A 25,097-nucleotide genomic window follows, 5' to 3' on the forward strand; every position below is an offset into this window, starting at 1 on the left:
CGCCGCGCAGAAGGACTCTGCGGGGCGTCACCCCTCCCTGACACCTTGATCCCGGGCGGGAACGCCGCCGCCCTCCGTGGCCGAGGAGCGGTTTCGCTCGGCCACGGAGGGCGGTGGGTGGTGCGCGTACGGTCATGGGCGGCCGGGGCCGAGGCCGTGGGCGCGCCTCGTCAGACCGGGGTCAGGGCTGCGGCACACTTCGTCAGACCGGGGTCAGGGCCCCGGCGCACCTTGTCATGCTGGGATCACGGCGGCCGGAGCGTGCCTTGTCACTCCGGGTTCCGGGGAGCTTCCGCGCCCCGGAACCCGGGTGACGTCCGTACCTCGGTGATCTCGGTGACCTCGGTTACGGGGTGACGCCCGCCTTCTTCTTGCGCAGGAAGAAGACCGCGCCGCCGCCGACGACGACCAGTGCGGCCGCGACGCCCGCGATCACCGGGGTGGCGTTGCTGGAGCCGGTCTCGGCGAGGTCGCCGCCCGCGCCGCCGCCGGTGCCGCCGGCGCTGGTGCCGCCGGCCGAGGCCGGGCTGGGCTGCGAGGAGGGCTTGCCGGGAGTGGTGCCGGCGGTCTTGCAGTCGAGGACGCCGGTGAAGGTCTTCTTGAAGCCGCCCTCACCCGCGATCGTGATCTCGTACGCCTGGTCCTCGCCGACCGGGACGGTGATCGTCTCGGACTTGCCCGGCGCGATCACGTGCTCCTTGCCGGAGAGCTGGAACTTGAACGGCGCGTCGCCCTTGTTGGAGGCCGTGACGTCCACGCCGCCCTTGGAGCAGTTCTTCTCCGCGGTGACGGCCGGGGCCGCGCCCTCCTTCTTCCAGGAGGCGGTGGCGGTCGCGGTGGCGGTGGACTCGCTGGAGCCGGCCAGGATCATGGTCTGGCTCTTGACGGTGCCGACGCTGCCGGTGAAGGCGCGACCGACCGAGACCTTCGTGGCGGCCTGCGCGGTCAGCGAGGCGGCGCCGTCCTTCGTGCCGGCGGGCACGTCGAAGAAGAGCTTGGTGCCGTTGACCGCCTTGGTGACGGGCTTGCCGTCGGCGCCGACCACCTTGACACCGGCGGGGGTACCGGCGGCCGGGGAGACGGTCACGCTGTTGGCGTTGGTGCGGACCGTGACCGGGCCGAGCTTGCTGCCGGACTTGCCGGAGACGGCCGGCGAGTCCAGCTTCAGCGACGCCTCGGGCTCGGCGAGGCTCTTCGCGTTCTTCTCCAGGTAGTCGGCGAGCTTCTCGGCCGCGGGATCGACGGCGTCGACCTTCACGTGGTCGGAGAAGCGCCAGATCGCGACCTGGGTACCGGCGGCAGCGGTCTTCTCGCTCAGGCTCCCGGCACCGGCCTTCTGGGCGAGCGAGGCCAGGTCGTTGACCTGCGGGTAGGAGTTCTGCAGGATCCAGCGGATCTTGCCGGCGTCCTGGTTGTCGTGCAGCGACGAGGCGCTCCAGGGCACCTCCTTGTACTTCGCCAGTTGCTGCGTCGGCGTGCCGATGTCGATGCAGTACGTCTGGAGGGTGCCGCCGTTGTCGACCTTCATCTCGAAGAGCCCGGCGCCGATCCGCTGGTCGTGGCCGTCGGCGTGCAGGACTGCCTGACCGTAGGTCTTCAGACCGTCGAGCGTCGCACTGGCGCCGCCGTGGACCGGCGCCGCGTCGTCAGCCGCGGCGGGACCCGCGGTGGCTATCGCGCCCGCCGCGACCAGGCCCGACGCCAGGACCGCGGCGGCAAGGCGGGCTGCGCCCCGCCTCTTCACTGAAAGCATGAATTTCCCCTCTGGGCGAGGCGGGATCGATTGGGGAGTTGCCTCGCCGGAATGAACCCAAAGAACTCAACAGCCGAATAAGTCAGGCCCCCGTGAGTACTCGTGAGTACCCGACGGATCCTAGAGAGCGGGCGCAACACGATCCCCCGCAATACCGTCCTATAAGCGATCCGAATCGCAATCGTTACCAACCACACCCCACTTGACCTGGCAATATCGACAAATCACCGGGACTTTCCGGGCACTGATCGCTTCTCCGGCGTACTGCGCATCGGGGATGCGGCAGAGGGTCAGGCCGAGGCAATACCGCCCTTCTCGCGAGTGGGTGTCGGGGGCGGCGACGACCAGTCAGGTTCGGTACCGGACACGGAGTCTGGGGGCGTTGCGAAGTCTGCGGGGATCGGGGAGGCAGAGGGCGATGGGGAAGCGGCGGGCGTCGGGGAAGCGGCGGGCGCTGGAGAGGCTGAGGGCTCTTGTGGGGACGGAAGGGATGGAGAGGGCGCCGGGAGCGGAGGGGCCGCGGCGTCGGTGGCCCCTCCCCCGCCACCCGGTCGGCCGTTCGGCGGCGTGGGATCCGTACCCGTCCGGTTGATCCGCCGGAAGGCGGAGGTGCCACGCGACAGGTCGTGCCCGACGGCCACGGCGTCCACCTCGACCGACACCCGCCGCTGTCCGCCCTTCTCCTCGGGCAGGTCCCGCTCCCACACCCGCATGCGGCCGTGCACGACGAGGGGTTCGCCGCGCGAGACCGAAGCGGCCAGGTGGTCCGCCAGCGACCGCCACGCGCGGACGGTGTAGAAGCTCGGGTCCCCGTCGACCCAGCACCGGCGCTCCTTGTCCCAACGCCGCGCGGACGTCGCCAGACGGAACCGCGCCGCCGAATCACCGGTCGTCGTCAGCCGGTGCTCCACCGCCGTCGCGGCGTTCCCCACCAGCGTCACCATCGTTTCGTACACAGCCGTCGCCTCCCCCGTCGTGGGCCCCGGCGGGCCCTGCGGCCCGGTCCCGGGCCTGCGTGGAACCCATGCTGCACGGAATCGCCGGAGCCCGCCGGGCCCTGTGTGCTACCGCGGGGTTGTGGACAACTTCGTCACCCCGGCGGGGGCTTCATCGAGTCGAAGCGTCCTCACAACGCCCCGGCGGGGCAGCGCCCGGAACCCGGCGCCCCGGCCCTCCGCCCCGCCGCCTCACAACCCGGCCGCCACCGCGTACTGCTCCCGCACCTCCCGGTAGCGCAGCAGTTCGGCGGCGACCGGTTCCAGCACCGCGGCGCGGCCGCAGCCCGCTGCCGCCGTACGCAGCCGGCGTTCCGCTTCCTGGCCGTACCGGCGGGCCGCACCGCGCCCCGACACCCCGCACACCCACGACACGACCGGGCCGCCCGTCGCCCCGATGGCCGTCACCAGCAACGCGGACAGCCACTCCCCCGCCTCCGCCGCGCCCACCACCACGGCCAGCAGCCACAGCACCCCGGTCACCAGCAGCATCGTCAACAGCCCCTGCGCCACGGCGGCCACCGACCACCACCGCGGCCGCACCAGCGGCCCGGCGCGCAAGTCCCCTTCCGAGACCGCCGCCGCCCGGTCCAGCGCCTCCGGCAGCCCCTCGGCACCCCGGAACGCCGCCTCGCGCACGGCCTGCGCCCAGGGCGCCGGAAGCCCTTCCGACGCCTCCCCCGCCACGGCCCGTACGGCCTGCTCGACCAGCGGCCGCGCCGTCGCCCGCCCGTCCACCGGTACCCAGCCGCTCACGGTGCCGTACTCGTCCTCACCGCCCGCTTCGTCCGCTGCGTCCGCCTCCGTGTACGCGTCCGGGTACGCGTCCCGGTGCCACAGCTTGGATCGTCCCGTACGCCCCGGGCTCGTCCGCCCGGACCGCCCGCGCACCGCCCCCGGCCGCCGTCTGCGCAGCCTCAGGCGCAGCCACGGCGTGCCGCAGGCCCGTTCCCCGTGGCGCAGCCAGTCGCGTTCCGCCGCACTGCCCATCGCCCCGGCACCGACCGCCTCGGCGAGCCAGTCCTCGAACTCCTCCCGAGCCGCCTCCGTCAGCCCGTACCGCCCGTCGGCCACGTACACCGGCCACAGCCGCCCCGCCGCCGCGTCCACGTCCGCGGTCAGCCGCCGGTCCGCCGCGCCGCGCTCCGCGACGAACTGGCGGAGCGCCTCCCTCAGGTCCCCGACGCCCTCCCCGGTGGCCGCCGACAGTGCCAGTACGGCGGCGCCCGGTTCGCCGTGCTCACCGAGCGCCAGACCGTCCTCGTCGAGCAGCCGCCGCAGATCGTCGACCACCTGTACGGCGGCGTCCCCCGGCAGCCGGTCCACCTGGTTCAGGACGACGAACATGACCTCGGCGTGGCCCGCCAGCGGCCGCAGATACCTTTCGTGCAGCACCGCGTCCGCGTACTTCTCCGGGTCGACCACCCAGATCACCGCGTCCACCAGCTCCAGCATCCGGTCGACCTGCTCACGGTGCCCGGCCGCGGCCGAGTCGTGGTCGGGCAGGTCCAGGAGAACGAGACCGGGCAGCGTGGCCGAGCCGGCGGCCGGCGCGTGCCTGCGGCGTACCGGTACTCCGAGCCGGTCCAGCAGGCCGTGCGCGCCCGGCTGCCCACCCGACCACACGCAGGCCACCGGCTCCGAGGTCGTCGGCCGGCGCGCCCCCACGTCCGAGTGGTCCGCCCCCACCAGCGCGTTGAACAGGGACGATTTTCCACTGCCGGTGGCTCCCGCGACGGCGATGACAGTCTGTTCCCCGGACAGCCGGTAGCGCTCGTCGGCCGCTCCGAGCACCCGTCCCGCCTCGGCGAGCGTCGCCCCGTCCAGGCGCGTCCGGGACAGTCCGACGAGTTCCCGGAGAGCGTCCAGGCGGGGGCGCAGCCGCTGCGCGGGGGTGGGCCGGGCTCCGGGGCCTCCAGGGGATCGGGAGGACCTGGTCCCGCCTGGGGCCACAGAGTCTTCGTGGTCTTGGGGGTTACCGCGTTCTCTGGTGCTTCTGGTGCTCTTGGTGCTTCTGGTATCCCTGGTGCCTCTGGTGTATCTGCTGTCTCTGACACCTCTGAGCCCCTTGGCGGTCCGAGGGTCAGGGGCGCACTCCTTCGCCTCCTGTGCACGGCCGCGCCGGCCCCGTGGCTCCTGTACGGGCTCCGCGGGGTCCTGGAGTACGGCGAGTACGGCTTCGAGTTCGCTGTCGCCCTCGTCCTCCCACTCCTGCCAGTCGCGCTGCTGGTGCCACTCGTCCCCGTCGTCCAGCCATCCGTCCCCGCCCTCGTCCCCGCCCGGGTGGGATCTCCGATCCCGGTCCTCCCACTCCAGCCACTCGGGCCACTCACGCCAATCGGGCTGTCTGCCTTCGCGCGGCTCCGCCGCCGCTTCCCGCGCACGGGCGTGGCGCCGCTCGGCTGCGGGCCTCGCGTCGGCACCGTCCTTCGCGCGGCGTGCGATCAGCCCGTCGTTCCAGGAGGAGAGCGCCTCGACCGGCTCCGAGGCCGGCCGGGCCGCTGCCGCCTCCGGGGCCGCCGGGTCTGCCGGGGCCACCTGGCCTGTCAGGGCCGCCGGGGTTGCCGAATCTCCCGAGGCACTCGAAACCTCTGAGGCTGCCGTCGAGGCCGTCGCGGAGACCGCGTCTGCGGCCTCCGCCGAGTCGACGGCGGCCCTCACCGGCTCGGTGGCCAAGACCGTGTCGGCAGCCATCGGCAAGTCGGCAGCCATCACCGGCTCCCCCGCCACCACCGACCGCGCTCCATCACCCCCTCCCGCACCCCGGCTCGCACCCACACCCACATCCCCGCCCGCGCCCACATCCCCACCCACATCATCCGTACGCCCCACACCAGCAGTCACCGCGTCACCTTCTCCTTCTGCAGTAGAGACAGCGCGGCGATCAGCGCGGCCTGGTGGTCCGGCCGTACGCCCAGCGACTCCAGCGGCGTCAGGCGCCGCTCCCGTTCGCCGTCCAGCGCGCGCTGGAGGTACGTGTCGAGCAGTCGGCCGCCCCGGTCGCGCAGCCGTACCGCGGCCTGTGCGCCCAGCAGGTCGGCGAGGGCCTCGCCCGCTGTACGGGCCCGGCGTCCACCCAGCAGGGTGGTGGCCAGCAGCGCCGCGGCCTCCTCCGGGTCGGCGGCGGACTTCGCGCGCTCCCCGGCCCGCGCCCCGCGCGCCGCGCGTCCGCCGCGTGGCGCGCGCGCTTCCCGTACGCCTTCCTCCGCCAGTTCCTCCAGGCAGCGCCGCCACCGCCGTACGACCACGCCCAGGCGGGCGGCCGAGGCCGCGGCGTCCGCCACCTCCGTCAGGGCCGCGTCCGCCGCCGCGGGGTCCCGGCGCCACGCCTCGGCTGCCCGCTCGTCGGCTTCTTCCACCGCGCAGCGCAGCAGGGAGGCCAGCCCGTGGGTCAGGGCGTCCAGCAGTTCGTCGGGGCGCCCGCCGAGTTCGTGGTCCCGCCAGTGGGCGCGGGCGTCGCCGGACAGCACCTCGCCCTGTTCGACCTCGCGGCGTACCCGGATCGCGGCCTCCTCGTACGCCTGCTCCACCTGGTCGGCCAGCCGCAGGGTGGCGGCGTGCTGGGAGGCGGAGGCCCCGGCGAGGGCCGGCATCCGGGAGCGCAGCGAGGCCAGGACGCCGGCGGTGGTACGGGCGGCCGCCGCGTTCCGGACCTCGGGGTCCTGCGCGTGCCGTTCCAGCCAGCGCCGCAGCGCCGCCACCGCCGTGGCGGGCAGCAGCCCGCTGCCGCCGCCGGCCGATTCGGGCAGTTCGGGAATGGTGAAGCGGGGTACGTCGCCGAGCCCGGCTCGGGTCAGCAGGGCGGCGTACCGCGCCGAGATGTCGGTGGCGATCTGGTGCGGCACCCGGTCCAGCACGGTGACGAGGGTGACGTCGTACTCCTTGGCCGTACGGAGCAGGTGCCACGGCACCGCGTCCGCGTACCGGGCGGCGGTGGTGACCAGTACCCATACGTCGGCCGCGCAGATCAGCTCGGCGGCCAGCTCCCGGTTGCGGGCGACGAGCGAGTCGATGTCGGGGGCGTCCAGGAGGGCCAGCCCGCTGGGGAGGGCCGGGTCCGTCTCGATGCGCAGGGGCGCCATGCCCACCGCGCTCCGCGCCGCGCCGCCGCCGTCCTCCTCGTCCGCACCTTCGTAGGTGTACTCGCACTCGCGTTCACACGCGTCGTCGTACGCGTCGAGTTCCTCGGGGCCGTCCTGCTCGGGCACCCAGACCCGGGTGAACTGCGGCAGTACCCGCCGCCCCGCGAACCAGTGGTGGTCGTCGGGGTGGCACACGAGTACCGGCGTACGTGTCGTGGGCCGCAGTACACCGGCCTCGCTGACGCGCCGGCCCACCAGAGAATTGACGAGCGTGGACTTGCCGGCCCCGGTGGATCCGCCGACGACCGCGAGCAGCGGAGCCTGAGGAGCGCGCAGCCGGGGCATCACATAGTCGTCGAGCTGGTCCAGCAACTCGGACCGGGTACGCCGGGCGCGGGCGGCGCCGGGCAGTGGCAGCGGGAAGCGCGCGGCGTCGACGCGGTCGCGCAGCGCGGACAGGACGTCAAGGAGCCGGGGTTGTACATCCAAGGTTGCCACTCGTGCAGAATGCCCAATTTTGGCAGGTTTTTGAAGCGTATAGCCCTCTGTGCGTGCCGCGTAAACCCGTACAGATCGGGATCAGCGACGCATGAGGCAGCCGCGATCAAAGGGGCTCAGGCATAACGAGTGCACAACACCCGACGCGTGAGGCCCCAAAAACGGTGCAGAATTCGTACCTGCCTGCGATTATCGGGACCGCTTCACCGAACCTCCACAACGTGCCACGGAGGTGAAGCAACCGGGACGAGGCACACGGAGCCCTATCCTTGTCGGCGGCCCGTGTGATCCACGCCCACCACCTGGCCCCCGTAGCTCAGTGGATAGAGCAGGTGCCTTCTAAGCACTTGGCCGCAGGTTCGAGTCCTGCCGGGGGCGCCACTTCTTCGGCCGTCGAGACTGCCCGGGTGGCGCGGTCGCCGCGCGGAAGCGGCAGCCGCCGTACGCCCGGCTACTTCGCCTGTTCGCGCTTCAGCAGGCGGCGCTCGCGGACGTTGGGATGGCGGACGATCACGCCGGCCATGCCGGCGGACCCGGTGAGCCGGATGAGCGGCGTGTCCGGGAGCCGCTCGGGGGTGGTCTTGTTCCTGAGGGCGCCGAGGCCCGTCGCGACACCGTCGCAGTTCGCGGCCCACCCCTCCGGGATGACGACCGTGACGCCCGCCATCTCCCCGTGCACCTCCACCTCGACTTCCGGGAGTCGGCACTCGGTACGGGTGAAGTCGAGCCGGACGCCGCCCATGCCGCCGTGCGCGGTGATGTGCGCGGGCACCTCCCAGCGCCCCGTACGGGACGCGCCGTGGATGCCGCCCTTGAGGACCAGCGCCTCGCCCGGGTCCGCCGCGGAGACGGCCTGCGGCAGGTCGGCGGTGAGCGGCGCGAGGTCGGCGAACGTCTTGGCGGTCAGCGCCCGTTCCAGCCGGTCGTCCAGCTCCGCGAGGTCGATCCGGCCCTCGGCCGCCGCCTCCCTCAGCCGTTCCACCACGGCCTCCCGGTCGGCGTGGGAGGCGCGCAGTTCGCCCCAGGAGGCGGATTCCGGAGTCTTGGCGGTCATGAGCCGATGATACGAACGATCCGGACAACAGCGGGCCCTGTACGGAGAGTACGAGGGGTGGACCAGCCACCGGATCCGCCCGCAGGGTGCTGTCCCCCTGGGCCGCGGTGAGGTTTGCCCCACCCTGATACGGGTTCTGGCCCGACTGCTTCCGCCGGCTTCTCGCACCAGCATGGAAGGCGATCACCCCATCACCTTCATGACGGACCCCCGGCAGGCCCGTGGCACGCCCATGCGCCGACCGTGTGCGAGAAGAGGAAAGCTGCCATGCGGAACGCCTTCATACGGGACGCCTCCCTACGGGAAGCCGCGATGCGGAATGCCTCCGTACGGGAAGCCGCGATGCGGAAAACTGCCGTGCCGCGTGCCACGGACAGGGCGGGTTCCGGAGCATGAGCCTGGACGAGCGGTCCCGTCCGCACATACCGCTGCCCGGCACGACCGGCCGCCTCCCGGTGATCCAGCGCGACCGGGCCGTCGACGGACTGCGGGCGCTGGCCCTGCTGGCCGTGCCGACCGGCCACTGGCTCGTCGGCGGCTTCGTCCGCGACCCCGACAGCTCGCTGCACAACGCCAGTCCGCTCTCCGCGTTCGCGCCGCTCGCACCGATCACCTGGGTGCTCCAGATGCTGGGCATCTTCTTCCTCGTCGGCGGCTACGCCTCCGTGCTGTCCTACCGGCGCGCCATCGGGCGGGGCACGTCACCGGGCGACTGGCTGCGCGGCCGGCTGGCCCGGCTGTTGCGGCCCGCCGTCGGCGTCACCGCCGTATGGGCCGTGCCGGCCGCTGTCCTGTACGCGGCCGGGGTTCCCCTCACGACGCTGCACACGGCCGCCACACTGGTCGTCCAGCCCCTGTGGTTCGTGGGCGTGTACGCGGTGGTGACGGCGCTGACGCCGTACTGCATGGCAGCCTCGCGGTGGCTCGGGGGCTGGGCGGCGGCCCCTCTGGCGGCGGTCGTCGCTGTCGTGGACTTCCTGCGTTACGGCCCGTACGCCGACTCGGTCCCGTACTGGGCCACACTGATCAGCGTCATCCCGGGCTGGCTGTTCGGCTACCAACTGGGCGTCTCCTGGGGCGAGAAACGGCTCGGCAGGCGCGGCGCCCGGCTGCTGCTCGTCGGCGGCGCCGCCCTCTTCGCGGTACTGCTCCTCGTCTTCCACTACCCGGCGAGCATGGTCGGCGTCCCCGGCCAGGACCGTACGAACTCCCACCCACCGTCCCTGCTGGTGATCGCCCTGGCCGCGGCGCAGTCGGGCGCGGCGATCCTGCTCCGCGACCGGATCACGGCCCTCCTGCGGCGGCCCGCGCTGTGGACGCCGGTGACGGCCGTCAACCGGTCCGCGATGACGATCCTGTGCTGGCACCAGACCGCCATGCTGGCCGTCGCCGTACCGGCCTCGTTCGTCGGTACGACGGTGGAGGGCCTGACCACCGCGCCGGACTTCGCCGCCTGGATGGCGACCCGGCTGCCGTGGCTGCCGCTCTTCGCCGTCGTCCTCGTCCTCGTCGCCCGGGTGGCGCGGCGGCTGGAGATGCCGTGGACGGGGATCTCCCGGGGGCAGCGGGTGTGGGCAGGGGTGCTGGCGGTGGGATTCGCGGCGTTCGCACTGCGGCTGACGGTGGTGTGACGGTGATGACGGCGATGTGACAGTGAGGCAGGGGCGCCCCGAGCGCCGTCGGAAAGCGAAGAGCACCCGTTCCGGGACCGGAGCGGGTGCTTTCGCGTGGGGCAGGCGGCAGGCGGGAGGCTCAGTCGGCCATGGCCTCCGCCAGGCTGCGCGGCCGCATGTCGGTCCAGTGCTCCTCGACGTAGTCCAGGCACGCCTGCCGGCCCTCCGGGCCGAACACGCTCTGCCAGCCGGCCGGGATCTCCGCGAACGAGGGCCACAGCGAGTGCTGGTTCTCGTCGTTCGTCAGGACGTGGTACTGCGCCTCCGGGTCTTCGAAGGGGTTCGTCATGCGAGTGGCCTCTCGGTGAGGGAGTTACCAGTGGAGAATTGGATTATGCGTGAGGTTGCGCCGGCGTCGAAGTGCGGGGGGAGGAAATGGCGGGATTTGTGGCTGTTCCGTGCGGTTCGGCGGGATGCGTCAGGGAGGGGCGAGGTACGTCCGCGGGCGAGGTACGTCCGGAGGGGTGACCTGCGTCCGTAGGCGTGATCTACGCGAGATCACGCCTACGGAAGTCTGGGCGTACGTCCGAGGGCACCCCGGTAGCGGGCACGGAAAGGCGCGAGGGCTGCGGTGCCAGTGAGGCCCCGCAGCCCTCGCGCCCGTTTCTCGATAATCGATTTTCCATCCCCCGCCCGCTCCCCGCGGCCCTCAGCGTCTCCCGGGGCCCGCCGCATGACGTCGGCGGAGCGTGGGCCACACCGGCAGCAGGGTGCCCGCCGCGACCGTCACCGCCACCACCGCCACGATCACCCCGGCCTGCGCGGGCGGCAGGTACGGCAGCGTCCCGGCCAGCGGCAGGCTGAGCGCGATCAGCGGCACCAGCGCGACCACCGCGCCGACCACCAGGCCCGACAGCCCCACGACGGCCGCCTCGATACGCAGCATCCGCCGGATCTGGCGCCGTCCCGCGCCCACGAGGCGCAACAGTTGGATCTCCTGCCGACGGCCGATCATGATGAGGGTGAGGGTGCTGAGTACGGCGATGACGGTGAAGCCGCCGATCACGCTCACCGCGACCACGGTGATCACTTCTCCGACGCCCCGGTCCTCGGCTTCCCGCTGCTCCCCGGCCGGGTCCGGCACGAGACGCGCGCCCGGCGCGGAGTCCGCCAGTACCCGCTGCACGGCGGCCTGCACCCGACCCGCCGGGGAGTCGAGGCCGAGCAGGACGCGGGAGTGCAGGGGCGCGGCCATATGGGGCGCCAGCTCCTCGGTGGCGAAGAGGAAGTCGCCCAGGGCCAGCGAACGTTCGTAGATGGCCGCCACGCGCAGCGAAACGTTTGCCCCGTCGCCGTACCGCAGCGTGACGGCGGACCCGATACCGAGCCCCAGCGACCGCGCCCGGTCCTTGCCCACCGCGACCGTGCCACGGCCCAGCTTCGCCGTATCGCCCTCGACCACGCCCGGGTCCAGTACGCGTGGCAGCGCCGCGGGGCTGACCGCCAGCACCGGCAGCCGGTCCAGTCGCGGGTCGCCGAGGTCGTCCCGCGCCAGGACGACCGTGCTGTGCAACACTCCCGAAGCGGCTGCCACGCCCGGTACCCGCCGGACACGGTTGGCCGTCTCCTCCGTGATACCCGGGCCGTCCGCGACGACCGCCAGGTCGGCGCGTACCGCGTCCTCACCCTGCCGGCCGCCCTGCCGGTCCAGCGTCGCGCCGCCCGAGAGCTGCACCGTGACGAAGGCCACCATCAGCACGATCGGCGTGATCGCGGCGCCCAGCCGACGTGAGTTGGCCTGTGCGGCGGCGGCAGCCAGATAGCCGCCCGCTCCGCCGAGCCGCCGTGCGGGCGCGCCGAGCACCCGCAGGGCGCCGCGGGCGATCCAGGGGCCGAGCAACGCGCACCCGATCACCAGCGTCACCGCCGCGGTGCTCGCGGCCATCGCGGCCACCTCGCCGAACTGGAGCACCGCCGTACCGGCCGACGCCACACCGAGAAACAGCGTCACGAGACCGGTCACGGTACGGCCGCGGCCCGGCCGCTCCGGCTCGCCCTGCGCCTCGCCCATCGCCTGCGCGGGGCGCACCCTGGCGATCCGCCGGCAGGACAGGGTGCCGGCGATCCACGCCACGAGGACGGTCAGTCCGGCGGTCAGCAGGGGCACCGCGTACAGCCACCAGGGCGTGGGCAGTTCGAGGCCCGCGGGTACGGCGTCGCGGCTGCGCAGCAGGCGGAGCAGGAGCCCGAAGACCGGTACCGCGCCGACCGCGCCGGTCACGGCGGCGACGACGGCGACCGTACGGACCTCCCGGCTCACCGTCGCGCGCAGTTGCCCCGGCGTGGCGCCGACCGCGCGCAGCAACGCCATCTCACGGGCACGCTGGTGCACGGCCTGCGCGACCGTGCCGGCCACCACGAGTACGGCGATCATCACGATGAGAGCGCAGACCGACCCCAGCAGTTGCAGCAGACTCCAGCGGCTGGGAGCCGCGTCGAGGAACTCCGGTTCCCCGCGGCTGTCGCCGGTCAGCACTCGCAGCGCGGTGCTGTCCTCTTTGTAACGCTGGCCGGCGGTGACGCTGCGGGCCGGATCGGCGCCGTCCAGTGCCGCACGTACCCCGGCGTGGATCTTCTCGTCACTCACCCCGGGTTCGGCGAGTACACCGATGGCGTCGGTGCTCCCGGGGTGCCCGGCCAGTTGCCGCGCGCGCTGGTCGGTGAAGAAGACGGCGCCCTGGTGTCCCAGTCCGGTGCGGTCGCCCTGCCCCTTGGGGGCGGCGATACCGCGGACCTCGTATGTCGCGGGGGCGCCGAGCGACTGCACCGTGATCTCGTCACCCACGCGTACGCCCGCGCGGTCGGCCAGGTGGCCGTCGAGGACCACCTGCCGGGGGCCGGTGGGGGCGCTTCCTTCGCGCAGCGTGAAGGGAGCGAGGGCGGCGGCTTGCCAGGAATGTCCGTAGATGGGGGCGGAGGTGGTCTCGGGGTCGGGGGTGGCCTTGGGGTCGGAGGAGGGGGCGGCGGATGAGGTGGAGGTGGGCTTCGCGGATATGGCGACCGGGAAGGCATCGTCCGCGACGGCGGCCCGTACGCCCGGCACGGCCGCGATCCTGGGCAGCACCGAGCGCGGCACCCGCACCCGTTCTGTCAGCTCCGTCGACGTCGAGTGGGTCTCGCCCAGGGCCTTCACCGTGTAGCGGGTGCTCTGGTCGCCGGTGACGACCGCGGCGGCGCCCGCGTAGCGCTCCACCCGCGCGTGACCGGCCACCGCGGACAGCGTGGCCAGTGCGAAGCCGCCGAGTACCAGAGAGGTGAGCACCAGTACCGCGAACACCGCGGCCCATGCCTTGCGGTGCAGCTTCAGCGAGCGGGCAGCGAGAAAGCGGGCGGTACGACCGGTGCGTACGGAGCTGTCGTGGGGCGCGTACGTCATGGCCTCGCGCCTCCGCCCAGCCGCTTCATCGCCTGCGCGACGCCGTCGGGCTGCGGCTGGTCCAGTACGCCGACGACGCGCCCGGCGTCGATGAAGAGCGCCCGGTCCGTCCAGGAGGCGGCGACCGGGTCGTGGGTGACCATCACCACCGTGTGCCCCGCGCGGTCCACCGCGCCGCGCAGCAGGGTCAGTACGTCGATGGCGGTGACCGGGTCGAGGGCGCCGGTCGGCTCGTCCGCGAAGATCACTGCGGGGTCGGTGACCAGTGCCCTGGCGATGGCCACCCGCTGCTGCTGCCCGCCGGAGAGCAGCAGCGGGGAATCGTCGGCCCGGTCCGCCAGCCCCACCGACTCCAGGACGCGCAGCGCCCGCGCCCGTACGTCCGCGCTGTCCGGTGCCTCGCCGCCCAGCAGCAGCGGCAGCGCGGCATTCTCGACGACCGAGAGCGAAGGCACCAGGTTGAGCGACTGGAAGACGAAGCCGACGCGTTCACGGCGGAGCCGGGTGAGGGCGGCTTCGCCGATCCGGGACAGGTCGGTGCCGTCGATGCGTACGGTCCCCGAGGTCGGCCGGTCCAGGCCGGCGGCGCACTGGAGGAACGTCGTCTTGCCGGAGCCGGAACGTCCCATCACGGCCACGAAACTGCCCCGGGGAACCGTGACGCTGACGTCGTCCAGGGCGGCTACGGTCCCGACGCCGCGTCGGTAGCTGCGGGTCACGGACTCCAGCGTCAATGCGGCGCCGTCGTCACCGGGTGCGCGGAGCGGCTCCGCGTCCCTCGTCGCTCTGCCGCTTTCCCGCGGGCGAAGCCTGATCATTCCGTAACCCCTCCGGCCTTGCGCTTGCTCGCCGATGTTTCGGCTGCTCAGACGCTATGAGCGGAGCGTGGCGGTGACGAGGGCGTCCGCACCCCACTTGAGGGGGCACTCAGCAACACCATGGGGGTGGGGGCGACGGCACCGGGCGGCGGGGGACGGGAGGCGGGAGACGGGAGGCGGGAGACGGGAGGCGGGAGACGTGGGGCGGGACCTCGCAGGCAGGAGCCCTGTACGGCCGGGGAAGGCCGACGAACGGCCGGCGGACGCCCACATGCGAACGCTGACCGTCCAGGAATCAACCCCGAACGGCCAGCGCACGATCATCGGCAATCAATCAGCCGACGGCTTCGGTCGATCAGCTACCGGCGAGCGAGTGCAGATACCGCATCAGCGTCATCAGTACGTCCCGGCTGGAGGTGCGCAGCCGGGCGTCGCAGTCGATGATCGGCACCTCGGCGGGCAGGTCGAGGGCGCCCCGGATCTCCTCGATGGCGTGGACGGGGGCGTCCGGGAAGGAGTTGATGGCGACCACGAAGGGGACGCCGCGCTCCTCCAGGCGGCCGATGACGTCGAAGCTGACCTCCAGTCGACGGGTGTCGATGAGGACCACCGCCCCCAGCGCACCGTCGAACAGTCCGTTCCACAGGAACCAGAAGCGCTGCTGGCCCGGCGTACCGAACAGGTACAGCACCAGTTCGTCGTTGAGGCTGATGCGGCCGAAGTCCATCGCCACGGTCGTCGAGGTCTTGCGCTCGACACCGACGATGTCGTCCACGCCGACACCGGCCTGAGTCATCGTTTCTTCAGTGGTCAGTGGGCGGATCTCGCTCACCGATCCCACCAGGGTCGTCTTGCCGACCCCGAAGCCGCCCACGATCACGACCTTGACCGCGGCGGCGGCCGTCTCGGGCAGTTCGTCCTCGCTCCGCGGCCCCTGAGCGGGGCGCTCGACGAGCGTTTCAGAGCTTTTGAAGTCCATGGATCACCGCCTCAATAAGGGCACGGTCGGGAAGTTGGGCGGGAGGTACGGGCGCGCGTGCCACCACCCGCCCGTCGGCCAGCAGGTCACCGAGCAGGACGGTGACCACGCTGACCGGCAACTGCAGGTAGGCGGAGAGCTCCGCCACGGACAGCGGGGAATGGCACAGCCGCATGATCGACGCCTGCTCCGGCTGCATCCCCGGCTTCGGCCCGGCCTTCGACACGATCAGCGTGACCAGGTCGAGGGAGGTGGTGTGGCCGGAGGCGCCGCTGCGCCCGCCGGTGATCACATAGAGCCGCTCGGGGCTCTGTTCCTCCCAGTCCTGGTCCGCTCCGCTCATGCCGTGTCCCCGCTTCGCCCCGCCGTACCCGCGCGCGGCCCACGCCGCCGGCCGATCCGCTCGCTGCGCCCGCTCATGCGTCCTGTCCGTCGTGGCGCGGTGGGCTGCTGAGGTGCTCGCCGATACGGGCCACCAGGTCCCGCATCCGCTGTCCTATCAGCCCGGCGTCCACACCCTCATCGGCCAGGACGGCGAGGTACGCGCCGGCGCCCGCCGCCATCAAGTAGAAGAAGCCACCGTCCAGTTCGATCACGACCATGCGCATCCGGCCGTCGCTGTGCGGGAACTCCGCGGACACCGCGCCCGCCAGACTCTGGAGTCCGGCGCAGGCCGCCGCCAGTCGGTCGGCGGTATCGGTTTCCGTACCGTACTGGGCCATGCGCAGGCCGTCCGAGGACAGCACGACCACGTGACGGGTCTGCGGAACGCTCTCCGCGAGATCCTTGAGCATCCAGTCCATGTTGGGCCGGTGCTGAATCATGGCTACTCACTCTTTTCCGACGACTCGTCACTCTTCTCACTGGCTGCACTTGCGGCACTGACTGAAGTCCCCGTACCGGCGGCCGGGCCCGGGTGGCCGGCCCAGCCGGCATCCGGGCCGGGACGCTCGGCGGCTCCGCCCCACCGGCCCTGCTGGTCCTGCTGGCGCTGCCGGCCCTGCCGGTCGTTGGCCGACTGGCCGTACTGGTCGTACTGGCCGTGGTCCTGCTGCCCTTGGCCCGGCTGACCGTACTGGTCGTACCGGCCGTGGTCCTGCTGGCCGTACTGGTCGTGGTTCGGCTGAGGTTGGGGCTGGGCCTGGGCGTGAGGCTGGGCCTGGGCCTGGGCCTGGGCGGGAGCCGGGGTCGGCGGCTGGGCCTGCTGTCCTCGGGGCGGCTGCGGCTGCGACTGGCCCGAGGCACCCGACCCGCTCTCGCCGGACAGGCCGCTCTGGAACGCGGCGAGCCACATACCGGGCTGCACCGGCGCGGCCTCCTCCGTCCCGGCGGCGGGAGACGTGGGAGCGGGTGCCGCGTGGGCGCCGGGGGCCGCCGGGGGCACGGGCGCGGTGACGCGGGACTTGCGGCGCCGCTGCGGCAGTCCGTTGGCGGTCCGCTCGGTCACGAGAGGAAGGTCATCCTGGGTCTCCTCCCGGACGTCGTCCCGGAACTGCGGGGGCGCTGCCGCGGCGGCAGGCGCGGGCGCCGCGGGTACGGACAGCGCGGCCGGAGCTGGGGCAGACTGCGCGGGCGGGGTCGCCGCGGCGTGCCGGGGACCGGCGGCCTGCGGGGCCGCGTTCACCTCGCGGCGCTCCGTACGGACCGTACGCGGGCCCGAGGACGCGCCGATGCCGTGCGCCCGTCCGGTCGCCGCGGCGGTGGTGATCAGGTCCTGCGGAACGATCAGTACCGCGCGGACACCGCCGTACGCGGAAGGCCGCAGCGACACATGGAAGTTGTACGCCTGCGCCAGCCGGCCGACCACGGCGAGACCCAGCCGCGGCGTCTCCCCCAGGTCGTTGACGTCGATGCCCTGCTGTGCCTGCTGGAGCATCCGCTCGGCCCGCGCGCGGGCCTCCTCGCTCATGCTGACGCCGCCGTCCTCGATCTCGACGGCGATACCGGACTGCACCTCCACGGCGGTCAGGTGCACCCGGGTCTGCGGCGGGGAGTAGCGGGTGGCGTTGTCGAGCAGCTCGGCCAGCGCGTGGATCAGCGGTTCGACGGCGGTGCCGACGACCGCGACCTCCGAAACGGAGTGCAACTCGACGCGCTGGTAGTCGATTATTCGCGACATCGCGCCGCGCAACACGCTGAACAGCGGGACCGCGCGGCTCCACTGGCGGCCCGGGCGCGCGCCACCGAGAACGGCGATGGAGTCGGCGAGACGGCCGATCAGCGCCGTACCGTGGTCCAGGCGCAGGAGGTCGCCGAAGACCTCCGGGGACTGACCGTGCCGGTCCTCCATGTCCCGGAGTTCCTGCGCCTGTTGGTGGACGATCGCCTGCACGCGGCGGGCGATGTTCACGAAGGCGCGCTGCGCGGACTCGCGCAGGTCCTCCTCGGCGACGACGGCGTCGAGGACGGAGCGCAGCACCGCCTGGTGCGCCGCGGTGAACTCGGGCGTCAGTCCCGACTCCCGCCCCTGCCGCGTCACCTCCTCGGTGATCGCCGCGTGCACGTCCTCGGGAAACTCGCCGCGGCCGAGCCGGGCCACCACGTCGGGGAGCAATTCCTCGGCCAGCCGTACGGTCTCGGCCTCCTGCCGGCCCAGCGCCGCCTGCTGCGCCGCGGCCTGCGCACGGAGCGCGGCGAGCGCCCGGCCCCGGCGGGTGACCTCGCCGGTGACCAGCGCGACCGCCACAGTGGCGACCGCGCCGATCCAAACCACCGGCGTAGTCGCCTGCGGGGGGACCGTCACCGCGGCGACGGCCGCGGCCACGGCGGTCGCCGCGGCGGGCAGTATCCACGCGAGAACCGAGGCAGGACGCGGCCCCTCGGGCGACGATCCTTCTCGAACCATCTGCACCCTAAAACCCTCAAAACATCGACAGATCACAGGACGTCTAGCGGGTCCCAGCTCCCCGTTCGGCGCCGCCACAGAGGTACCTGCGGTAACTGCCTTCATACACTGGGCCGGTAGTAGCATAACCGCCTTTGATCAAGGACTGACGCCAGTTCACTCCTCGGTCTCCGCAGGCGGATCCGCGCCCTCCGCCGGGGTGGCCTGTGGCGGAGCGCGGGCCGGGACAAGTGGATGAAGAAACGGTTACCTGGAGCTGGATCGCCCGTGGATTCAAGGCGCATGGGCGCCGGCGGTTACCGTTACCGGTCACCCGTTGGCCGTGCGACGTCGGTGCCATCCGCCAGGCGTCCACGCCCCGCTCGTCAGGCGTCCACACCCGGTTCGTCAGACATCCACGTCTACGTCCGTGTCCACGTACACATCCGTGTCCACGTCCACTTTCACGTTCGCGTCCGATCAGAGCTCTTCGCCCGACAGCAGCGGTTCGAAGCGTTCGTAGGCCGCGTAGTCGCGGAAGTGCCGTGCGTACAGGTCGGCATCCTGTGTCAGGTCCTCGTCCAGCGCCGCACTCACGTCCACCACGCACTTGAAGCACCAGGACACCGTCTCGCCCCGGTCGTTGAGGTAGCTCGTCTCCCGGGAGCGGGCTCGCCGCTCGGCCCGGCGCCGCGCGTCCGCCTCGTCCGTCGCGTACACGAGCAGCACACTCTCCTCGTACAGCGGATCACCGCCGCCTCCGCCCCGCGATCCGCCACCGCTCTCACCCGGCGTTCCGCCACCCTCGCCCGGCGTTCCGCCACCCTCGCCCGGCGACTCCATGAGGACCACCGCGATGTACGGTCTGGGCCCGCTGTCCCGGACCTCTTGCTGTCCGCCGGTTGCCACGGCGCGCTCACCGTCCTCGACGACCGACCGGGCGTGTGCCACGGCCCAGCGGCGTTGCGGGACCGAGCCCGTCCGCACCCGTTCAGCCGGCTGGAAGACCTTCGCGTTCAGCATAGGAGCCCGCTTCCCGCAACCGGCCCCGTGTCGATCATGAACGCCAACCGGTTCAGCATGATCGTTCCTCCAGGGTGAACGCTGACTCACCACGACCGGCCTCGCAGCCGGCGCAATCATCTTCACCCGTTTCAGGGGTTCCCGCACGTCGACGGCTTCCGGCGGGGGACGGACGGGAAGCGGGCCCGCCGGCTCGGCACGGCGCCGCGCGCCTCAGAGCCGTACGGCCTTCCGCGGCTGCTCCATGGCTCCGGCCAGCAGCCCCTGCAGCGTGGCGAATTCGTCGACGCACCGGCCCGTACCGTTGACCACACAGTCCAGCGGGTCGTCGGCGACCACCACCGGTACGCCCATCTCCTGACGCAGCCGCTGGCTGAGGCCCCGCAGCAGCGCGCCGCCACCGGTCAGCGCTATACCGCGCTCGATGATGTCCCCGGAGAGCTCGGGCGGGCACTCGTCGAGGGTGCGGTGCACGGCCCGTACGATCGCGTCGACCGGTTCGGCGAGCGCCGAACGGATCTCCTCCTCGGTGATCTCCTGGATCCGCGGCAGCCCGCTGACGTGGTCCCGGCCGCGCACGGTGTAGGACGTACGGCGCTCGGGCTCGCCCTCCTCGTCCACGTCGACCGGGGTCCAGGCCGCCGAGCCGATCGCGATCTTGATGTCTTCGGCGGTGCGCTCGCCGATCGCCAGCGAGTGCTTCTTCTTCACGTACGAGATGATCGCCGCGTCCAGCGCGTCGCCCGCGACCCGTACCGACTGGGCGGTGACGATGCCGCCCATCGAGACGACGGCCACCTCGGTCGTACCGCCACCGATGTCCACCACCATGCAGCCGACCGGCTCGGCCACCGGCAGACCGGCGCCGATCGCCGCCGCCATCGGTTCCTCGATCAGGTGCACCTCACGGGCGCCGGCGCTGCGCGCCGAGTCGATGACGGCCCGCCGCTCGACGCCGGTGATGCCGGAAGGCACGCAGATCACGACCCGCGGCTTGGAGAAGCGGCGGGTGGGCAGCGCCTTCTTCATCAGGGCGCGCAGCATCTGTTCGGCCGCGTCGAAGTCGGCGATCACCCCCTCCTGGAGCGGGCGCATCGCGGTGATGCCGGACGGGGTGCGGCCGATGGTGCGCTTGGCCTCCGACCCGACGGCGATCACCTCGCCGGACGCGTTCACGGCGACGACGGACGGCTCGTTCAGGACGACGCCCTTGCCGCGTGAGTAGACCAGGGTGTTGGCGGTGCCGAGGTCGATGCCTATGTCGTACGTACCGGACGAAGTGCTGGACGCCATGGGAGGTTCGCTTGCTCTCTCTCGACTGGACGACAGGGCCCCGCGCGCAGGGCCCTCGAACATCGCGCCCCGGGCGGCACGGATGGCTCGCTGAGCCGCTCGGGCAGTGAAGTCCACCGAGCTCGTCAAGCTCGCCAATGGCGCCATTTGCGGGCAATTATCAAGACTACAGGCGGCGCCGAATGGTTCCGGGTGGCGCCGGGCGGTTCGGCGACACCGGACGGTTCCGCTCCGACACAGCCGGCCCGACGTGTCCGGCCCGACGCCTTCAGCCCGACGCGTCCAGACCGACGCCTTCAGCCCGAGGCGGACGTCCGCGGGATTCCCGGTCCGCCGTTCTCCCGCGCCACCCTGGTGCCTCCCGTGTCCCCCACTTTCCGTGTCTCTCCGGTATCCCCCACTCTCCGCAGCCCTCCCGTGTCCTTGGCCCCCCGCGTCGCCCGGTTCTTGCCGCCGGGGCCCCGTGACAGGGCCTCGGCCAGGTCGTCCAGCGCGTCCAGGAGCAGGTCGGCGCCGCGCAGCGCGACGCCGCGGGTCTCCGACTGCGCGACCCACTCCTCCCATACGGCGCGCAGCGCGCTCCAGTCCAGGTCGCGCCGCTCCCGTACGGCATCGACCGCGCGCGGCAGGGACTCGCGCAGCTCTTCCGTGAACGTCTGGGCACCCGGTGAAGGTTCCGCGTCCTTGTCCGGAAGATGCGCTTCCAGAATCATCACCACCCGGCCCATCGTGGACAGGGCGGACTGTGCCGACGCTGCCGCGCTCAGCGACAGCCCACGGTGGCGCACCGGTTCCTTCTCGGCGCGTGCCTCGCTCTCCTCCCAGGCGGCTCGGGCCGCGCGGGCGTCCAGGAGGGCTTCGCGGACCTGGCGGGGGCGGCGTTCGGCGGGCCGCGCGTAGATGTCGAAGACGGCGACGGCGTACCGGCCGTTGGCCTCCAGCCACTGGGCCAGCCGTTCGCGCAGCCGCGGCGTCTCCCAGGCGGGGAAGAGCGCGTAGGACAGCATGGCCAGCAGTCCGCCGAGGAGGGTGAGGACGACACGTTCCTGCACGGTCTGTTCCCAGCCGGCGCCCGCGATGCCGAGCAGGAAGACGACGTACGCGGCGACGCACGCCGAGGTCACCGACACCCCCGTACGCATCAGCAGGTACATCGCCAGGACGCACACGACCGCCAGCGCCGCGCTGACGTACAGGTTCGGATGGGTGAGGCCCATGATCGCGCCGCCCACCGCGACCCCGACCAGGGTGCCGATGAACCGTGCGACACCGCGCGAGTACGTCTGCCCGAAGTCGGGCCGCATCACCATCACCGAGGCCAGCGGCGCCCAGTACCCGTGGCCGAAGGGCAGCGCCTGGCCGATGAGGTACCCCGTGGCGGCCACCGCGCTGACCCGCAGCGCGTGCCGGAAGATGTGCGAGGACCAGCGGATCTCCCGGCGTACGGCACGCAGTGCCACCGGCACCAGCTTCGGCACACTCGGGCGCAGCAGGTGCCCGCGCTCCGCCTCGGTGGTGGGCCGGGTGGCCTGGACGGGCTCGTCGGTGAACTCCACGGCGTCGGCGAGCAGCGAGATCAGCCGCAGCGCGGAGCGGCGGGCGGCGCCGGTCAGCCGCGGCCCGTCACCGTCCTGCGGCATTTCGAGAGTGGCCATCGCCTCGGGCGGCAGGCGTACGGGTTTGCCGCGCCGGATGGCGGTCGCGACGGCGTCCAGTACGGTGGCGGCCGCGCCGAGCAGTTCGCGCGCCCGGTCGCGTTCGGGCCCTTCCACCGGCGCGCCGACGACCGGGTCGGCGAGCGACGCCAGGACCGGTCTGACCTGCTCGGCCAGCGCCCGGGGCCCGTGCAGCTGGACGGGGCGGCGCTTGGCCTGACGCGGGGTCACGGCGGAGGCGAGGCGCGCGTTCATCAGGGGCTGCGGGTCGAAAGGGGCGACCGGGTCGTGCCGCAGCCGGCGTGCGTAGTCCGCTTCGGCGGCCAGCGCGTCGGCGAGCGCGTCGCGCTGCACACCCCAGGGCCGTACGGGAAAGAGCACGATGAGCGCGGCCTGGACGAAGCCGCCGAACGCGATGATGGCCGCGTGCTCCAGGGCACCGAGGATCGAGGTCGGCAGCGTGACGGTGACGAGCATGACCGAGACGGTCTGGGTGCCGACCAGCCCGGACACCGGCCCGACCGACCACGCCAGGCCGGCCAGGAAGGTCCACAGGGAGAGCAGGACCAGGAAGCCGACGATGTGCGCGGCGGCCAGGTAGCCGAGGAAGGTGGAGACGGAGAGGCCGCCCGCGACCGCGAGGGCCAGCACGGGCCGGGGCCGCCAGCTGCGCTGGAAGGTGGCGATGCCGGCGGCGAACGCGCCGAAGGCCGACGAGACGGCGAGGGCCGGGTTGCCGAGATAGAGGCACAGGCCGATGACGATGGCGACCCCGACCGAGCCGCGGATCGCGATCAGCGGGGTGAGCTTGGCCTTCTCGATGGTCAGCCCGGAGCGGGCGGTCTTCTTCAGCGCTCGCGACCAGGTCATGCCCCCGAGAATACGTACTCGCAAGCGCCGAAACGGAATGATCTGCGCCGGTTTGCGGACGGGTCGCGACGGGCACTCGGACGGGTTCACGCAGGGGGTGCGGAGGGGCGTGCGGAGGGGTGCCCGGGTGGGCGCGCGGGCGGGCTGCCGACGGCGGTGCGGGCGCGGGCGGGCGTGCGGGCGGGCGGGCGCGGTCGCGCAGACGGGGTAGCCGCTCGGACGGGACGGCCCGGACACCGCCGAGGCGGACCAGCCGTAGAGCCCGCCCGCCGCGCAAGCTCCCCCCTCCCGGCGATTCGCCGAGAAAATCACCGTAAAGGCGGTTTCTGCGACAGGTAAACCGCGCAGGTCACAGACGTGTCTCGCCGACGACGCCGATCCGCGTGGGCAACCCGACCGCCGGGAAGGGAAACCCCTGCACCGGCCGCACCCTCTTGTTCGGCAGCCGGACGCCCTCCGGCCCGCTCAGCAAGGAGAAGGTCCCGTGCGCAAGACCCTGCTCACCCCGGTGGTCGTACTGACCACCCTGGCCGCCCTCGCCGCCACCGCCGGCTGTGGCTCGGGCGGATCCGACGACACGCCGGTGCGCTTCGGTGACGCCCCCGGGTCCGGCTCGCACGGCGCCCAGCGGCCGGGCCAGGCATCGCTCGCCCGGATGCCGACCAACCCGATCAGCTTCAAGGAGCAGCGCAAGGTCGGCGGCGCCGGGGACGGCACGCCGATCGGTGTGGCCACGTACCACGGCCCCAAGTCCGGGTTCACCGGGAAGGTGTGGGTATGGGCGCCGCCGGAGTACTACGAGAAGAAGAACGCGGACAAGGGATTCCCGGTCCTGATGGCGCTGCCCGGCGCCGAGGGCTACCCGGTCAACTACTGGATCGGCGGCGACCTGAAGCTGGAGGAGAATCTGGCGCAGTGGTCGAAGGAGGGCAAGAGCCTGCCGTTCATCGTCGTGATGCCGGTGCTCAACCCCGACGCCAAGCAGTACTACGACGCCAGCGACATACCCGGCCGGCCGAAGATGGGCACCTGGCTGAACGAGGACGTCCCCGACTTCGTCCGGCAGAACTTCCGTACGCTCAAGGGGCGGGACGGCTGGGCGATCATGGGGTCCTCGTCCGGCGGTTTCGCCGCGCTGAAGAACGTCCTGCAGCACCCGGAGACCTTCAAGGCCGCGATACCGAGCGGCCCGGACATCGTGCCGGACTCACCACTCTGGCGCGGGCACGCGAAGGAGCAGCGGGAGAACAACCCCGAGGTCCTGGCCCAGCGGCTGATCGCCAAGGGCGGGCCCGATGTCTATCTGGGCTTCCAGGACGGTTCCAAGGAAGCCACGGTCGTGCCGAAGGTCAAGAAGTTCATCGCGCGCTACGGACGCGGCCCGGTCAAGACGCGGCTTCAGACGGTGGCCGGCGGAATGCACGGCGCCGACACCTACGTGAAGGGGATGGGCGAAGGCACGATGCAGTGGATCAGCGCCCACATGCAGGGGCCGGCGGAGTAACTTCCGCCCCTTCCCGCGCACAGGGCCCGTCCGGCCCACCGCATCGTGTCCCCTCCTTCTCGCCCCTCCCTCGGACCCCCGGGAGCGCGCCTCACTCCGCGGACTTCGCCCGCGCGCGCCCCGCGTCTCGCGCCCCTGGCCTCACACCGAGCAGGCCACGTCCAACAAGGCGATGGGCCGCGTCGCGTCCAGGTCCACGTACGCGGTGAAGTGTTCCTCGCGGTTCCCGCTCCAGTACGTGGTGACGGTCGCCCAGCCGACGCGGGCGGACTGGGCGGTGGTGACCTTGCCCACGGAGATGTTGCGCGGCGTGTTCTGGGCGCACAGCAGCAGGTCGTAGTCGGGCGTCTCGGCTGCCTTCTTCTTGAGCTCGGCGGAGACCTGGTGCTCGCGCTTCCAGGCGCTGGGTCCGTGCTTTCCGTAGAAGGAGACCAGGAAGCGGCGGATCTCCTCGGCGGTGTAACGGCCGTTCGGGTCGGTACGCAGGTCGGCCCGGGACTGCTGCTGTACGGAAGCGTCCGGGGCGGCAGCGGCCGGAGCGGCGGAGGCGGCGGGTGCGACAGCCAAGGTGAGGGCCATGGCGGTCGCTATGGCGATGACAGTGGCAGTGCCGGTAATTGTGGAAGTGGCGGTGCCGGTACCAGCGGCAGTACCGGTCGCGGTGGTGCGCGAAGCGTGACGGAGCATGAGATGTCCTCGA

The 25,097-nt window shown here is 72.4% G+C and carries 17 protein-coding genes, 1 tRNA gene and 1 pseudogene; 3 read left to right on the plus strand and 16 right to left on the minus strand.

All coding sequences use genetic code 11. The features are described 5' to 3' along the window. Positions 1-346: 346 nt before the first annotated feature. The 4 genes from AB0A97_RS04835 to AB0A97_RS04850 form a co-directional block, all read right to left on the minus strand. Entirely contained in the window at positions 347-1,753 is a 1,407-nt protein-coding gene (locus tag AB0A97_RS04835) for a Cys-Gln thioester bond-forming surface protein (protein WP_361144419.1), read from the minus strand. A 290-nt stretch (positions 1,754-2,043) separates the two neighbouring features. Beyond that, a complete protein-coding gene (locus AB0A97_RS04840) occupies positions 2,044-2,697 on the minus strand; it encodes a single-stranded DNA-binding protein (RefSeq protein WP_361145285.1) in 654 nt (217 codons plus the stop codon). Positions 2,698-2,940: 243 nt separating this feature from the next. After that, positions 2,941-5,460 (minus strand): YfjP family GTPase, encoded by a 2,520-nt coding sequence (locus tag AB0A97_RS04845; protein WP_361144422.1) that lies wholly within the window; start codon positions 5,458-5,460, stop codon positions 2,941-2,943. 128 nt (positions 5,461-5,588) lie between these two features. Further along, the gene (locus AB0A97_RS04850) at positions 5,589-7,319 is read right to left on the minus strand and encodes a dynamin family protein (RefSeq protein WP_361145287.1); all 1,731 of its coding nucleotides are present in this window, start codon (positions 7,317-7,319) and stop codon (positions 5,589-5,591) included. 314 nt (positions 7,320-7,633) lie between these two features. Between AB0A97_RS04850 and AB0A97_RS04855 the strand changes: the two genes are divergently transcribed. Next, positions 7,634-7,709 (plus strand) — tRNA-Arg (locus AB0A97_RS04855). A gap of 70 nt (positions 7,710-7,779) precedes the next feature. Here AB0A97_RS04855 and AB0A97_RS04860 read toward each other — a convergent pair. Next, entirely contained in the window at positions 7,780-8,382 is a 603-nt protein-coding gene (locus tag AB0A97_RS04860; RefSeq protein WP_361144425.1) for a DUF1707 domain-containing protein, read from the minus strand. A gap of 392 nt (positions 8,383-8,774) precedes the next feature. On the opposite strand from AB0A97_RS04860, the gene AB0A97_RS04865 reads away from it, so the two are divergent. Continuing rightward, on the plus strand, positions 8,775-10,013 hold the full coding sequence (locus AB0A97_RS04865; RefSeq protein WP_361144428.1) for an acyltransferase family protein: 1,239 nt from the start codon (positions 8,775-8,777) through the stop codon (positions 10,011-10,013). A 121-nt stretch (positions 10,014-10,134) separates the two neighbouring features. On the opposite strand, the gene AB0A97_RS04870 is transcribed toward AB0A97_RS04865, so the two are convergent. The 10 genes and pseudogenes from AB0A97_RS04870 to AB0A97_RS04915 form a co-directional block, all read right to left on the minus strand. Beyond that, complete coding sequence (locus tag AB0A97_RS04870; protein WP_030018958.1) at positions 10,135-10,344, minus strand: MbtH family protein; 210 nt, start codon at positions 10,342-10,344, stop codon at positions 10,135-10,137. 360 nt (positions 10,345-10,704) lie between these two features. After that, positions 10,705-13,431: an FtsX-like permease family protein gene (locus tag AB0A97_RS04875; protein ID WP_361144431.1), complete on the minus strand. Its 2,727-nt coding sequence runs from the start codon at positions 13,429-13,431 to the stop codon at positions 10,705-10,707. Then, a complete protein-coding gene (locus tag AB0A97_RS04880) occupies positions 13,428-14,249 on the minus strand; it encodes an ABC transporter ATP-binding protein (RefSeq protein ID WP_361144434.1) in 822 nt (273 codons plus the stop codon). The genes AB0A97_RS04875 and AB0A97_RS04880 overlap by 4 nt, the downstream gene beginning before the upstream one ends. Positions 14,250-14,604: 355 nt before the next feature. Beyond that, positions 14,605-15,228, minus strand: a complete 624-nt coding sequence (locus AB0A97_RS04885) for an ATP/GTP-binding protein (protein WP_361144437.1) — start codon at positions 15,226-15,228, stop codon at positions 14,605-14,607. Continuing rightward, a complete protein-coding gene (locus tag AB0A97_RS04890; protein WP_031004537.1) occupies positions 15,209-15,571 on the minus strand; it encodes a DUF742 domain-containing protein in 363 nt (120 codons plus the stop codon). The genes AB0A97_RS04885 and AB0A97_RS04890 overlap by 20 nt, the downstream gene beginning before the upstream one ends. Before the next feature lie 73 nt (positions 15,572-15,644). After that, positions 15,645-16,052 (minus strand): roadblock/LC7 domain-containing protein, encoded by a 408-nt coding sequence (locus AB0A97_RS04895; RefSeq protein ID WP_030018953.1) that lies wholly within the window; start codon positions 16,050-16,052, stop codon positions 15,645-15,647. 431 nt (positions 16,053-16,483) lie between these two features. Next, positions 16,484-18,073 (minus strand): annotated as a pseudogene (locus AB0A97_RS04900) (ATP-binding protein); the annotation flags it as partial. A gap of 459 nt (positions 18,074-18,532) precedes the next feature. Next, entirely contained in the window at positions 18,533-19,075 is a 543-nt protein-coding gene (locus AB0A97_RS04905; protein WP_361144440.1) for a DUF4288 domain-containing protein, read from the minus strand. Between the two features lie 213 nt (positions 19,076-19,288). Continuing rightward, positions 19,289-20,368, minus strand: coding sequence for a rod shape-determining protein (locus tag AB0A97_RS04910; protein ID WP_361144443.1), 1,080 nt, complete (start codon positions 20,366-20,368; stop codon positions 19,289-19,291). 296 nt (positions 20,369-20,664) lie between these two features. Further along, positions 20,665-22,893 (minus strand): FUSC family protein, encoded by a 2,229-nt coding sequence (locus AB0A97_RS04915; protein ID WP_361144446.1) that lies wholly within the window; start codon positions 22,891-22,893, stop codon positions 20,665-20,667. A gap of 484 nt (positions 22,894-23,377) precedes the next feature. On the opposite strand from AB0A97_RS04915, the gene AB0A97_RS04920 reads away from it, so the two are divergent. Continuing rightward, positions 23,378-24,397 (plus strand): alpha/beta hydrolase-fold protein, encoded by a 1,020-nt coding sequence (locus AB0A97_RS04920; protein WP_361144449.1) that lies wholly within the window; start codon positions 23,378-23,380, stop codon positions 24,395-24,397. A gap of 141 nt (positions 24,398-24,538) precedes the next feature. On the opposite strand, the gene AB0A97_RS04925 is transcribed toward AB0A97_RS04920, so the two are convergent. Beyond that, positions 24,539-24,976 (minus strand): hypothetical protein, encoded by a 438-nt coding sequence (locus AB0A97_RS04925; protein ID WP_361144451.1) that lies wholly within the window; start codon positions 24,974-24,976, stop codon positions 24,539-24,541. Positions 24,977-25,097 lie beyond the last annotated feature (121 nt).

This window comes from Streptomyces sp. NPDC045470 (genome assembly GCF_040646595.1).
Lineage (GTDB): Bacteria > Actinomycetota > Actinomycetes > Streptomycetales > Streptomycetaceae > Streptomyces.

Bases quoted from the DNA above. Each gene is read 5' to 3' on its own strand.
- AB0A97_RS04915 (WP_361144446.1), bottom strand. From the start codon at position 22,893: ATGACCTGGTCGCGAGCGCTGAAGAAGACCGCCCGCTCCGGGCTGACC.
- AB0A97_RS04910 (WP_361144443.1), bottom strand. From the start codon at position 20,368: ATGGCGTCCAGCACTTCGTCCGGTACGTACGACATAGGCATCGACCTC.
- AB0A97_RS04885 (WP_361144437.1), bottom strand. From the start codon at position 15,228: ATGGACTTCAAAAGCTCTGAAACGCTCGTCGAGCGCCCCGCTCAGGGG.
- AB0A97_RS04905 (WP_361144440.1), bottom strand. From the start codon at position 19,075: ATGCTGAACGCGAAGGTCTTCCAGCCGGCTGAACGGGTGCGGACGGGC.
- AB0A97_RS04890 (WP_031004537.1), bottom strand. From the start codon at position 15,571: ATGAGCGGAGCGGACCAGGACTGGGAGGAACAGAGCCCCGAGCGGCTC.
- AB0A97_RS04870 (WP_030018958.1), bottom strand. From the start codon at position 10,344: ATGACGAACCCCTTCGAAGACCCGGAGGCGCAGTACCACGTCCTGACG.
- AB0A97_RS04895 (WP_030018953.1), bottom strand. From the start codon at position 16,052: ATGATTCAGCACCGGCCCAACATGGACTGGATGCTCAAGGATCTCGCG.
- AB0A97_RS04860 (WP_361144425.1), bottom strand. From the start codon at position 8,382: ATGACCGCCAAGACTCCGGAATCCGCCTCCTGGGGCGAACTGCGCGCC.
- AB0A97_RS04840 (WP_361145285.1), bottom strand. From the start codon at position 2,697: ATGGTGACGCTGGTGGGGAACGCCGCGACGGCGGTGGAGCACCGGCTG.
- AB0A97_RS04865 (WP_361144428.1), top strand. From the start codon at position 8,775: ATGAGCCTGGACGAGCGGTCCCGTCCGCACATACCGCTGCCCGGCACG.
- AB0A97_RS04925 (WP_361144451.1), bottom strand. From the start codon at position 24,976: ATGGCCCTCACCTTGGCTGTCGCACCCGCCGCCTCCGCCGCTCCGGCC.
- AB0A97_RS04835 (WP_361144419.1), bottom strand. From the start codon at position 1,753: ATGCTTTCAGTGAAGAGGCGGGGCGCAGCCCGCCTTGCCGCCGCGGTC.
- AB0A97_RS04880 (WP_361144434.1), bottom strand. From the start codon at position 14,249: ATGATCAGGCTTCGCCCGCGGGAAAGCGGCAGAGCGACGAGGGACGCG.
- AB0A97_RS04845 (WP_361144422.1), bottom strand. From the start codon at position 5,460: ATGGCTGCCGACTTGCCGATGGCTGCCGACACGGTCTTGGCCACCGAG.
- AB0A97_RS04875 (WP_361144431.1), bottom strand. From the start codon at position 13,431: ATGACGTACGCGCCCCACGACAGCTCCGTACGCACCGGTCGTACCGCC.